The organism is Haloferax sp. AB510, assembly GCF_024136985.1.
GTDB lineage: Archaea > Halobacteriota > Halobacteria > Halobacteriales > Haloferacaceae > Haloferax.
The window spans coordinates 1-11952 of the sequence record NZ_JAMYJY010000035.1 but is presented as its reverse complement, the minus strand read 5'-3'; the positions used below and the strand labels follow the sequence as shown (position 1 = coordinate 11952).

The 11952-nt window shown below is 66.0% G+C and carries 9 protein-coding genes; 6 read left to right on the top strand and 3 right to left on the bottom strand.

Features of this window, described 5'->3' with window-relative positions:
- Nucleotides 1-55 precede the first annotated feature (55 nt).
- A complete protein-coding gene (locus tag NKF06_RS08840; RefSeq protein WP_253245180.1) occupies nucleotides 56-265 on the bottom strand; it encodes a hydrogenase expression protein HypA/HybF in 210 nt (69 codons plus the stop codon).
- A 184-nt stretch (nucleotides 266-449) separates the two neighbouring features.
- On the opposite strand from NKF06_RS08840, the gene NKF06_RS08835 reads away from it, so the two are divergent.
- The 6 genes from NKF06_RS08835 (at nucleotide 450) to NKF06_RS08810 (ending at nucleotide 8637) form a co-directional block, all read left to right on the top strand.
- Complete coding sequence (locus tag NKF06_RS08835; protein WP_253245188.1) at nucleotides 450-1229, top strand: TatD family hydrolase; 780 nt, start codon at nucleotides 450-452, stop codon at nucleotides 1227-1229.
- 3 nt (nucleotides 1230-1232) lie between these two features.
- The gene (locus tag NKF06_RS08830) at nucleotides 1233-2108 is read left to right on the top strand and encodes a sugar phosphate isomerase/epimerase family protein (protein WP_042664435.1); all 876 of its coding nucleotides are present in this window, start codon (nucleotides 1233-1235) and stop codon (nucleotides 2106-2108) included.
- 45 nt (nucleotides 2109-2153) lie between these two features.
- Nucleotides 2154-3107: a UbiA family prenyltransferase gene (locus tag NKF06_RS08825; RefSeq protein ID WP_253245179.1), complete on the top strand. Its 954-nt coding sequence runs from the start codon at nucleotides 2154-2156 to the stop codon at nucleotides 3105-3107.
- Nucleotides 3108-3203: 96 nt separating this feature from the next.
- Nucleotides 3204-4055: a sugar phosphate isomerase/epimerase family protein gene (locus NKF06_RS08820; protein WP_253245178.1), complete on the top strand. Its 852-nt coding sequence runs from the start codon at nucleotides 3204-3206 to the stop codon at nucleotides 4053-4055.
- A gap of 368 nt (nucleotides 4056-4423) precedes the next feature.
- Nucleotides 4424-6766: a PGF-CTERM sorting domain-containing protein gene (locus NKF06_RS08815; RefSeq protein ID WP_253245177.1), complete on the top strand. Its 2343-nt coding sequence runs from the start codon at nucleotides 4424-4426 to the stop codon at nucleotides 6764-6766.
- A gap of 203 nt (nucleotides 6767-6969) precedes the next feature.
- Nucleotides 6970-8637, top strand: a complete 1668-nt coding sequence (locus NKF06_RS08810; protein WP_309142121.1) for a multicopper oxidase — start codon at nucleotides 6970-6972, stop codon at nucleotides 8635-8637.
- Between the two features lie 15 nt (nucleotides 8638-8652).
- On the opposite strand, the gene NKF06_RS08805 is transcribed toward NKF06_RS08810, so the two are convergent.
- On the bottom strand, nucleotides 8653-9258 hold the full coding sequence (locus NKF06_RS08805; RefSeq protein WP_004971785.1) for a YqaA family protein: 606 nt from the start codon (nucleotides 9256-9258) through the stop codon (nucleotides 8653-8655).
- 190 nt (nucleotides 9259-9448) lie between these two features.
- On the bottom strand, nucleotides 9449-11952 hold a 2504-nt coding region (locus tag NKF06_RS08800), incomplete at its 5' end, for an FAD-linked oxidase C-terminal domain-containing protein (protein WP_253245175.1).

Sequence of the window (11952 nt, the reverse complement as noted above, 5' to 3'; positions counted from 1 at the left end):
ATAACCTTGTCCGTCAATCATGATTGTTTCCGCGTCGGTGCCAGCGAGCGACCGCTCACCAATCGAGGGAGGTGTCGGCGTCCCGCCTGTCGAGTTGGTCGCCGTGTTTGCTGAAGTCGAGGTTCCGGTCGAGGACCGTCTCTTCCGGGTGTCGCCACGTCTCGTCGCAGTCGATGCAGCGCCACTCCTCGTAGGGGCGGCCGTCCTCGGGCGTGACGCGGTTCGATTCTATCGGCTCGCCGCAGAACGGACAGTGTTCAGGCATGCGACTACGGGGTCTGCGCGGACGAGTAAATAGCTGTCTCCGCTGTCGCTGGCGGTTGCGTTGCCCGGCCGCTTCGGCCGGTCGTTTCGCCCCCGTCCCGCGGCCGTCACCGAATCCACCGAAACAATGATTAACTACCATCAGAGAGGTAGGTCACATGTCGATACCAATTATCGACCCGCACATGCACATGGTGTCTCGCTCGACGAGCGACTACGAGCGCGCACGGCTCGCGGGCGTCGAGTGCTGTGTCGAACCAGCATTCTGGAGCGGGACGGACAAGCAGCACGCGGCGTCGTTCTTCGACTACTTCGAGCAGATAATCGAGTTCGAGACCGACCGGGCCGAGCGGGCGGCGGGCATCGACCACTACGTCACCGTCGGCCTCGAACCGAAAGAGGCGAACTATCCCGAGATGGCGGAGGCCGTGATGGACGGCCTCCCCGAGTACCTCGACCGCGAGCACGTCGTCGGACTCGGCGAAATCGGGCTCGACCAGGGGACCGAAGCCGAGGAGTACGCGTTCAGACGCCAGCTTAGGATGGCGGAGGAGCGCGAACTGCCGGTCATCATCCACACCCCGCACACCCAGAAGCCAGAGGGGACCGAGCGACTCGTGGAGATGATTCAGGACGAAGACGTGACCGAAGAGCGAATCGTCATCGACCACAACACCGAGAACACGGTCGAAATCTCGCTGCAGACCGACTGCTGGCTCGGCTTCACCCTCTACCCCGGGAAGATAGACGCCGAGACGACCATCGACATCCTCGAGGAGTACGGCACCGACAAGATGCTGCTCAACAGCGCCGCCGACTGGGACCCCTCGGACCCGCTTGCGGTTCCGAAGGCCCGCGACAAGATGCTCGACCGCGGCTGGGATCGCGACGAGGTCCGAAAGGTCGTCTACGACAACCCCCGGGAGTTCTTCGGCCAGTCGCCGAACTTCCACTACGAGGTGTGACCGATGGAGTTCGGCTTCTCGATGAACGCGTTCCGGCAGCGAACCTTCACCGAAGGCGTCGAGGCGATAGCCGACGCCGGCTACGACGGCGTCGAAATCCTGCTCGACGACCCGCACCTGTTTCCGGGGACGGCCGATGGCGACGACCTCGAACGCGCTCGGACGCTCCTCGACGACTGCGGTATCGAAGTCAGTAACTGCAACGCGTTCATGCTCAGCGCCATCGAGCCCTCCGCGGAGAGTCGGGCGGCGACGTTCAACCGCGACACCGAAGCGTTTCACCACCCCTCGTTCGTCGAACTCGCGGCCGAGGACCGACAGGCACGGGTCGAGCACACGAAACACGCGCTCGCCACGGCGGCCGCGCTCGGTTCCGAGAGTATCTCGATTCCACCGGGAGGGCCCGTCCCCGAGCGCATGTCACGGGCGGACGCGCTCGACGCGTTCATCTGGGGGCTCCGCGAGGTCGCTGATGTCGCGGAGACGCTCGGCGTCGACGTGCTGGTCGAACCCGAGCCCCACCTGCTCATCGAGACTTCCGAGGATTTCCTCGACCTCGTCGACCGCGTGGACTCGCCCCGAATCGGCTGTAACTTCGACGCGGGACACTTCTACTCGGTCGGCGAGGACCCGGTCGAACTGGTGGAGACGCTCGCGCCCCACACGCCGCACTACCACCTCGAAGACATCCCAGGGGACAGAACGCACGAACACACCCAACTCGGCGAGGGAGCGATGGACATCGACGGCTTCCTCGAAGCGGTCGAAGCGACCGGCTACGACGGCTACGTCACCGTCGAACTGTACCCCTATCAGGAGACCGCGGCGGAGACGGCCCGAACTGCGATGGAGTACCTCGAAGCCCATGGGTGGGCCTGACCGCCTCGCTCGAACGCGAGCACCCGACCCAGCGACTGACCGACGATGAACCGAACGAACGAGACACCCTCGACTGCCGGCCTTCGACGCTCGCTCGCGAGCTTCGCCAGACTCGTCCGCGTCCCGAACCTGTTCACCGCGCCGCCTGACGTCATCCTCGGAGCGGTGTTGGTCAGCGGTGGCCGCCCGTCGGTTCCGCTCTCGTCGCTCGCCGGCGTCGCGCTCGCCTCGGTGCTGTTGTACGCGGCCGGCACGACGCTCAACGACTACGCCGACGCCGACGAGGACGCCCGATTCCGTCCGGAGCGCCCGATTCCGTCGGGGGACGTGTCACGCACGCGAGCGAGAAATCTCGGCGTCGCGCTCCTCGGTGCCGGCGTGGTCGTCGCCGCGGTGGCCGGGGGACCGACCACCGGTGTCGTCGCCGCCGTCCTCGGCCTCCTCGTCGCGCTCTACGACGGCGCGCTCAAGGACACGCCACTCGGATTCGCGGCGATGGGTGGCTGTCGAGGTGCGAACGTCGCCCTCGGCATGGCGGTCGTCGCGGGGTCGCCCTCGGCTCCGACGCCCCCGACGTGGGTGTCCCTCGTGCCGGTCGTCGTCGCGCTCTACATCGCCGGCGTCACGTACATGGCCGAGTCGGAGACCGGCGCGGGCGACTCGGGGGCGGTGCTGGTCGGAATGGCCGGTGTCGGACTCGCCGTCGGGTCGGTGGTCGTGGCCGCCGCGGCGGTCGGTATCGGCCCGAGCGACTCCGCGACGCTCGCCGTGGCCGGCGGACTCCTCGTCTGGTTCGCGGCGTGGACCGGCCGCGACCTCCTGACCGCCTACGCCGACCCCCGACCGGGCACTATCGGTCCCGCGGTCGGGACCTGCGTCCTCGGCCTCGTCGTGTTCAACGCGGCGGTCGCCGGACTGCTGAGTCCCGCGTGGGGCGTCGTCGCGGCGGCGTTCGTCGTCCCCGCGGTCGGCCTCTCGTCGGTGTTCGACGTGTCGTGAATCGGCGGGACGCCTCGGCGGCTCGGTCCACGCTTTTCGACCCCGAGTGGTTGGCAGTACCAAAACAATTATTCATGCGTGACCGTACCACGATGTATGGTACAGTTAGCCTTCTCTACGAACGCGTACTCGCGTTTCGACCTGCCGGAGGCAATCAGACGAATCGCCGACCACGGCTACGACGGGGTCGAACTACTGGCGGACGTGCCGCACGCGTTCCTCGCCGATTTCGACGAGACCGACCGCGAGCGCGTCCAGACGGCGCTGGACGAGACCGGACTCGCCGTGTCGAACGTCAACGCGAACACGACTTGCGGCTACTACGACGACGCGCCACCCTCGGCGTTCTTCGACCCGTCGCTCATCTCGGGCGACGAGGAAGAGCGCCGGTGGCGCATCGAGTACACGAAGGCCGCGCTCGACTTCGCCGCGCTGGTCGACGCGCCCGCGGCGTGCGTCGCGAGCGGGTCGCCGCTCCCCGGAACGCCGCCGAGCGAGGCCTACGACTACCTGCTCGACTCCCTCGACGAACTCACGGCGTACGCCGAGGACGTCGGGGTCGACCTCGGTATCGAGTTCGAACCGGAACTGCTCGTTGAGGACACCGAGGAGGTGTTGACGCTCATCGACGACGTGGGAAGCGACGCACTCGGCGTCAATTTCGACGTCGGCCACGCGGCCGTCTGCGGTGAGGACCCGGCCGAGAGCATCCGCCAGTGCGCCGGTCGCATCACGGGCATCCACCTCGAAGACATCGAGGGCGGCCGCGGGGGGAAGCACTACCACCTCATCCCCGGCGAGGGTGACATTGACTTCGAACCTGTCTTCGGCGCGCTCGACGACATCGGGTACGACGGCTTCGCGACGTTCGAGCTGTACACCTACCCCGACGAACCCGATTACGCGGCCCGGCGCGCGCGAGACGAACTGGCCGAATACGTCCGCTGAAGCGCCGCGATTCGGCAAAAATCCGCGGCGAGAGACGCACCGAACACCGCCGCTGACGGCATCGATTCCCGCGAGCGACGTCGCGTGAGTGGCGTCGCGGTCCGCACGCTCGGAAACGCTTCTCAGATAATCGTTAACTATTTGCATGGAGCTTTCGATTCACACGCTGATTGCATGCTTTCCAGCGAGAGCGAGCTATCCCCATCCAGAGATAGCGCGCGCACGAGACGTCAGTCTCTTGTCCGACGAGTCGAACAGACACCGCCGGCGGTCGCGTCCCGCCGAGGCGAGGCGAAGCGGCAGACTGCCACTTCGCGCTCCGGTCGCGGAACGACTGCTCCATCGAACTCCGACCTGACCACCGCGTCATGAGACCGAGCATACCACGTCCGGAGCGGTCGACGGAACTTCGAAACGCCCTCCCGGTCGTCGCGATGGCGGTCCTCTTGGTGCTCGGCTCGCTCGGTCTGGGCGCGGCTATCGCGCCGGTCGCCGCGGACGCCCACGGCGGGACGCTCACCCGGACAGTCGATGACACGACGCTCGCGCCCGGCGAGTCCACCACCGTCACGGTCGAGGTGAACGCCTCCGAACGGGGGAACTTCACCGTGGTCGAAGAGCTGAGTCCGGGCTTCGGGTCGGTCGAAATCGTCGATGACGACGGCGCGGATTTCTCTGGCGTGCGGAACGCAGACGACGAGCTGTTCGCGACCTATGGCGACCGCGAGAGCGTCACGCTCGTCTACGAGGTGACCGCAGCCGACGACGCGAACGCGACGACCCACGAACTCACCGGATACGGCGACTTCGGCCTCGAAGACATCCGGGCCTCAACGACCGGCGACGGTGAAATCAACGTCTCGACCGACGACGGAGCGAGCGTGGTCCGGTCGGTCGACGACGCGACCCTCGCGCCCGGTGAATCGGCGACCGTCTGGGTCGCCGTCGAACGAGACGAGGCGGCGAACTTCACGCTCGTCGAGGAGTTCAGCCCCGCGTTCGGCTCGGTCGAAATCGTCGACGCCGACGGCGCGGACTTCTCGGGCGTGCGGAACGCCAACGACGAACTGTTCGCGACCTACGGCGACCGGAAACTCGCTACACTCGTCTACGAGGTGACCGCGGCCGACGACGCGACGGCCGGCACGGTCTACGAACTCGACGGCTTCTCGGACGCGAACGGCTCGCAGTCGGCGACCGATGGAACCACCGAAATCAGCGTGCAGGAGTCGAGCGACGACGGCGGCGCGGCTGTCCGCTCGGTCGACGATTCGACCCTCGCACCGGGTGAATCGACTACGGTCCGGGTCGCCTTCGACCGGGACGAGGCGACGAACTTTACGCTCGTCGAGGAGTTCAACCCCGCGTTCGGCTCGGTGGAGATAGTCGACGACGACGGCGCGGACTTCTCGGCCGTACGCGACGCCAACGACGAACTGTTCGCGACCTACGGCGACCGCGAGTTGGCCACGCTCGTCTACGAGGTGACCGCCGACAACGACGCGACGACCAGCACGGTCTACGAATTCGGCGGCTTCGCGGACGTGAACGGCTCGCAGTCGGCGACCAATGGAACCGCCGAAATCAGCGTCCAGGCGTCGGACGACGGTGACTCCGGTGCGATCCGCTCGGTCGACGACGAGACCCTCGCGCCGGGCGAATCCACCACCGTCACGGTCGAGGTCGACCGGGACGAGGCGACGAACTTCACGCTCATCGAGGAGTTCAACCCCGCCTTTGGTTCGGTCGAAATCGTCGACGACGACGGCGCTGATTTCTCCGGTGTCCGGAACGCTAACGACGAACTGTTCGCGACCTACGGCGACCGCGAGAGCGTCACGCTCGTCTACGAGGTGACCGCGGCCGACGACGCGGCCGGCACGGCCTACCAGTTCGACGGCTTCACCGACGTGAACGGCTCGGAGGTGACGACCGGCGGCACCGACGAACTCGACGTTCAGAGCGAGTCCGACGACGACAACTGGGTCCTCACCCGGTCGGCCGACGACACGACGCTCGAACCCGGTGAATCGACCGTCGTCTCGGTCGAAATCACCGGCAGTGAGGCGACGAACTTCACCGTCATCGAGGAGTTCAACCCCGGATTCGCATCGGTCGAAATAGTCGATGACGACGGTGCGGACTTCTCGGGCGTGCGGAACGCCAACGACGAACTGTTCGCGACCTACGGTGACCGCGAGAGCGTCACCCTCCAGTACCGCGTGACCGCCGGTGAGGACATGGACGAGGACGCCTCGTACGAACTCAGCGGGTTCGCGCAGTTCGACGCCGACGACAAGGAAATGAGTGTCGACGGCCTCGAATCGCTCTCTGTCGGCACTGACGGAGACAGCGGTGACGACGGCGGCGACGACAGTGGTGATAACGACGGCGACGATGGTGACGATGGGGATGACGGCGACGACAACGACGGAGATGACGGCGATGATGGCGACGACAACGACGGAGATGACGGCGACGATGGCGACGACAACGACGGCGACGACGACGGTGATGACTCGGACGACGGTTCCGACGGGTCGGACGGCGACGACGGCTCGGACGACGGAACGACCGAGACGACGACGGCCGACCCCAACACGTCCGCGACGACCACGACTGACACGCCCGTTCCCGGGTTCGGTGTCTCGGTCGCGCTCGCCGCGCTCGTGATGGGCTCGGTCCTCCTCGCGCGCCGACGAACGAGCTAACGAGGCGACTCGTCTTCCCGCGCCCTCGCACGTCCTCGAATTCCCTCCGCTCCCGCTTTCGGCTCTAACTCGGTTATTCAGAAGATTTAATATAATAACTCCCAAGTCGTAGTTCAGGGTCCATCATGACAGACTGGTCTAGGCGGCGGTTTCTACAGACAGGCGCAGCCCTCGGCATCGCCGGAACGCTCCCGCAGACGACGATGAACGTCTCCGCGGCGTCACCGGCGTTGGATAAGTTCGTGCAACCGCTTCCGGTTCCGTCGGTTCGGGAACCGGACGGGCAGCGAGACGGCGCGGACGCCTACGAGATATCGGTCACCGAATTCACCCAACAGCTCCATCCGGACCTCCCGGAGACGACGGTCTGGGGGTTCGACGGGTCGTATCCCGGCCCGACTATCGAGGCGGACGCCGGAAGCCCGGTCCACGTTCGTTTCGACAACAGCGAACTCCCGAGCGACCACCTGTTCAACGTCGACGAGCGAATCGGTGGCACGACCACGGAGAACCACGCCGGCTACGACGGCCCGGTCCCGGAGGTTCGGACCGTCACCCACTTCCACGGTCTGGAAGTCGACCCCGCGAACGACGGGCAGTCCGACATGTGGACCTCGCCGAGCGGGGTCGAGGGCCCGCGGTTCGACTCGGAGTGGCAGGAACTCCCGATGGAACAGGGGCGCACCACCTCGACGTACCACGACCACACACTGGGTATCACCCGGCTCAACGCCTATGCCGGGCTCCTCGGCCTCTACTCGATTACGACCGACGCCGAGCGTGAACTCGGCCTGCCGTCGGGCGACTACGACATCCCGCTGTTGCTGCAGGACAAGGAGTTCAACGACGACGGCTCGCTGCACTATCCCGACGAGTTCGTCTCGGCGTTCCTCGGCGACACGGCCGTCGTCAACGGGGCCGTGTGGCCGTACGTTGAGGTCGAACCGCGTCGGTACCGCTTCCGAATCCTGAACGGCGCGAACCACCGCTCGTTCGACCTCCAGTTCGAGAGCGAAAGCGGGTCGGGCGTCCCGACGATGTACCAGTTCGCGCCCGGCCACGGCTTCCTCGAATCGGTCGTCCCCATCGGCCCGAACGGCGACCTCGACTCGCTGTTGCTCACGCCCTTCGAGCGCGGCGAACTCATCGTCGACTTCTCCGACCACGCGGGCGAGACGCTCACGCTCACCAACGGGGCCGACATGGGTCCGGAACTGACCGACCTCGTCCAGTTCCGCGTCTCGGATCCCGAGACGCCGCCCGAAGACGCGAGCGCCGACCCGACGGATCTGTCGCTTCCCGCGCCGACCTCGTACGACGAGAGCGACGCACGAGTGACTCGCGAGATGACGCTGGGCACCAAGGTCGACGTTGAAAACAACCTCATCATGCACACCCTGAACGGGTACGTCTTCGGCGACGAGGACGCGCCCGTCTACCCGCAACTCGGGTCGACCGAGATATGGGAACTACAGAACGAGTCGGGGGGGCGACACCCGATTCACCTGCATCTGGTCACCTTCAGGGTCATCGGCCGCGGCCCCGACGGGACGCAACCGCCGGACCCCAACGAGCTGGGTCCGAAAGACACCGTTCGCGTCGATCCCGGCGAGCGCGTGCGGATAATCGCCACGTTCGAGGGGTACACCGGGCAGTTCCCGTGGCACTGCCACATGCTCGAACACGAGGACAACAAGATGATGATTCCGTTCGTCGTCGAGAACCCCATCGCGAACTACGCGAACGACAGTGACATCGTGGACGCGACGGGGCTGACCGACGCGGTGAGCGACTGGCGGAACGACGACCTCGAAACCGAGGTGCTCCTCGAAGTCATCGACCAGTGGCGAAGCGGCGACGAGGTCGCCTGACCGACCCTCTCCGAGTTACTGCACCGGTTCGGCCGAGCGGTCCGAGAACCACCGACTCCGGACGACGTACGCGACGAGGACGACCGCGGTGGCGACGCCGATAATCGAGTACACGTCGACCTCGGTGAGCGACCGGGCGGCCTCGCCGAGATAGACCGCGAGCAGCGCTTCGATGGTGTACCGACCGCCGCGACCGAGCACCGACGCCGCCAGATACGTTCGGAGGTCGAGGTCGAACACGCCGGACCCGATAGAGAGCAGTTCGTACCCCTCGGGAATCGGTGCGAACGCCCCGAACGCGACCGTCACGAACCCGGAGCGTTCGAAGTAGCGTTCCACCTTGTGAACCCGTTCGCCGGCGAACCGCGAGTCCAGCGCGCGCCGGCCCCCCTTCTTACCCATGAGGAAGCCGACCAGCCCCGCCGACACCGACCCGACGGTCGCGACGGCCGCGTACAGGAGCGCGAACTCGGGGTTCGCCGCCGACAGCGGGACGAGCACCAAGTCCGGCGGGACGGGTAGCAAGAAGAATTCCAGGAACGCCACGAGCAGCAGCCCCGGCGCGCCGAGCGAGGCGAAAAACGCGGTCGATAGTTCGACAGTCTCCAGTACGTCTAGCATCGTCGTCTCTACGCAGCCGCTACTGTCAGTAATAATTATCGCTGTTCGTGAATACCGACCCCGCGAGCGGGAGGCTGCGAAACGAAGAGTCGCCGCGGGTGCAAAGCGGCGGGTTCGGTGGTGGCTCGCGGGTCGCGTCAGGTCGGCTGGTTCGCGAGTCGCGTCAGGCTATCGGCTGTCGGCTATCGGGTCAGTCGAGGGCTTCGGCCATCTTCTCGATGGGGTGTGGCGGGCGGGACTCGCCGGGTCTGTCGCCGAGTTGGGAGCGACACGACGCGCCGGGTGCCGTGACGACGTCGCCGGGGCTCTCGTCGACCTGACCGAACAGGATTTCGCCGATGCCCTTCGAGAGTTCGTAGTGCTCTTCCTCGTAGCCGAACGACCCGGCCATCCCGCAGCAACTGGAGTCGAGCGGGTCGACGGCGTAACCGGAGCGGCGCAGGACGCCCACCGCGTGGTGGTCCTTGTTCGTCGCCTTCTGGTTGCAGTGTCCGTGGTACGTCAGCGTCTCGGCGGGGGCGTCGAAGTCGAGGTGGTCGTCGGCGCGCACGACGTCGAGGTACTCCATGATGCCGTAGGCCGACCCCGAGACGAGTTCGACGCCCGTCCCGTCGAGGAGGTCGAGGTACTCGTCTTGGAACATCACCGCGTCCGAGGGCTCGACGAAGACGACCGACCAACCGTCGTCGACGTAGGGGCGAAGCCGCCCGACGTTGTGCTGCGCTCGGTCGCGGGCCGTGTCGAGCATCCCCATCGAGAACGCGGCGCGGCCGCTCGCTTCGAGGTCGCTCGGAATCCGGACGTGGACGTTCGCGGCTTCGAGGACCTCCACGGCGGCTTTGCCGGGTTCGGGATAGTTGTAGTTGGTGTAGGTGTCGGGGAACAGAAGCACCTTCCCTCGGGCGTCGGCGGGCGACACGGACGACCCTCCCCGAGCCTCGAACCACTCCTCGAGCGACTCGCTGCTGAAGCTCGGAAGCTCGCGCTCGCTGGAGATACCGAGGACCTTCTCCATCACGAGGCGGCTTCCCGGAAGCTCCGCGGCGGCGTTCGAAAGCGGGGCGAGTTTGCTCCCGATTTTCGACAGCGTGTCGATGTTGCCGAACACCCGCGAGCGGAGGCTGGTGCCCTCTTTCTGGTGGTACTGGTGTTTCACCTCGGACTTCAGCTTCGCCATGTCGACGCCGGTCGGGCAGTCGCTCTTACAGCCCTTACAGCCGACACAAAGATCCAGCACCTCGGTCTGGAAGCGCTCGGAGTACAGTTCGTCCTCGGGGAGTTCGCCCGAGATGGCGGCCCGAAGCATGTTGGCCCGGCCGCGGGTCGTCTGGACTTCCTCCTTCGAGGCGCGGTAGGTCGGGCACATGGTGTTCGAGTCGGTCTGCCGGCAGGTGCCACAGCCGTTACAGAGTTCGACGAGGTGTGAGAAGCCGCCCTCGTCGTCGAAGTCGAGGTCGGTCTGCGGCTCGACGGACTGGTAGTCCGGGCCATACCGGAGGTTCTCGCGCATGTCCGCGCCGACGCCGCGGTCGCTGTCCGGCCCCGGGTCCGAGGGACCGTCTCGGTAGACGACGTTGCCGGGGTTGAACATCCAGTCGGGGTCGAACGCCGTTTTCAGCTCCTTGAACGCGCCCCAGAGTTCGGGGCCGTACATCTTCGGATTGAACTCGGTTCGGGCCATCCCGTCGCCGTGTTCGCCGGAGAACGCGCCGTGGTGCTCGACGACGAGGTCGGTCACGTCGTCGGTGATGGAGTGCATCTTCTCGATGCCCTCGTTCTCTTTGAGGTTCAGAATCGGGCGGATGTGGAGCGTTCCCGACCCGGCGTGGGCGAAGTACGCGGCCGAGGTGCCGTGGTCCTCCAGCACCTCCTCGAACTTCTGGACGTACTCGGCGAGTTCCTCGGGCGGGACGGTCGCGTCCTCGATGAACGGGTACGGTTTCGGGTCGCCTTCGAGGCTCATCAACAGCGGAATCGCCGCCTTGCGGAGCTTCCACAGTCGACCCTGGCTCTCTTCGGAGTAGGCTTCGAGCACGTCGAACGCCGCGCCCGAGTCGACGAAGTGAGCGTTCGTATCGGCGACCGCGGCCTCGAAGTCGTCGACGAGTTCGTCGTCCCACTCCAGCATCAGCGCCGCCTTCGCCCCCTCGGGGATGGGTTCGGCGTACTCGGCGTAGCCCTCCGACTCGCGGGCGAGGCGGAACACCTCGTCGTCCATGAGTTCGACGGCGCTGACGGGGAATTCGAGCGCCTCCGGAACGGCCTCCATCGCGTCCACGAGGTCGTCGAAGCAGTACAGCGCGAGCGCCGTCTCGTCCGGCTTGGTGACGAGCGAGACGGTCGCCTCGACGATGACGCCGAGGGTGCCCTCCGCGCCGACGAACAGTTTCGAGAGGTTGATGACCTCCTCGCCGTCGTCGTTCTCGTAGATGACTTTCTGGAGGTTATACCCCGACACCGAGCGCTTGAGCGACGGATACTTGTTCTCTATTTCTGACTCGTGGTTCTCGACGAGTTCCCGAACCGTCCGGTAGATGTTCGCCTCTAAGTCGTCTTGGGCGAGGATGGATTCGTACTCGTCGCTGTCGAGGACGACTTCGCGGGTGTGTATCAGCGAACCGTCGGCCAGAATCACCGCTAACTCCTCGGTGTAGGCGTCAGTAATGCCGTAGCGGACCGAGTGTGCGCCCGTGG

What these genes read in the sequence shown, in the direction of transcription:
- NKF06_RS08840 (WP_253245180.1), bottom strand. Translation starts at nt 265, where the DNA reads ATGCCTGAACACTGTCCGTTCTGCGGCGAGCCGATAGAATCGAACCGC.
- NKF06_RS08835 (WP_253245188.1), top strand. Translation starts at nt 450, where the DNA reads ATGCACATGGTGTCTCGCTCGACGAGCGACTACGAGCGCGCACGGCTC.
- NKF06_RS08830 (WP_042664435.1), top strand. Translation starts at nt 1,233, where the DNA reads ATGGAGTTCGGCTTCTCGATGAACGCGTTCCGGCAGCGAACCTTCACC.
- NKF06_RS08825 (WP_253245179.1), top strand. Translation starts at nt 2,154, where the DNA reads ATGAACCGAACGAACGAGACACCCTCGACTGCCGGCCTTCGACGCTCG.
- NKF06_RS08820 (WP_253245178.1), top strand. Translation starts at nt 3,204, where the DNA reads ATGGTACAGTTAGCCTTCTCTACGAACGCGTACTCGCGTTTCGACCTG.
- NKF06_RS08815 (WP_253245177.1), top strand. Translation starts at nt 4,424, where the DNA reads ATGAGACCGAGCATACCACGTCCGGAGCGGTCGACGGAACTTCGAAAC.
- NKF06_RS08810 (WP_309142121.1), top strand. Translation starts at nt 6,970, where the DNA reads ATGAACGTCTCCGCGGCGTCACCGGCGTTGGATAAGTTCGTGCAACCG.
- NKF06_RS08805 (WP_004971785.1), bottom strand. Translation starts at nt 9,258, where the DNA reads ATGCTAGACGTACTGGAGACTGTCGAACTATCGACCGCGTTTTTCGCC.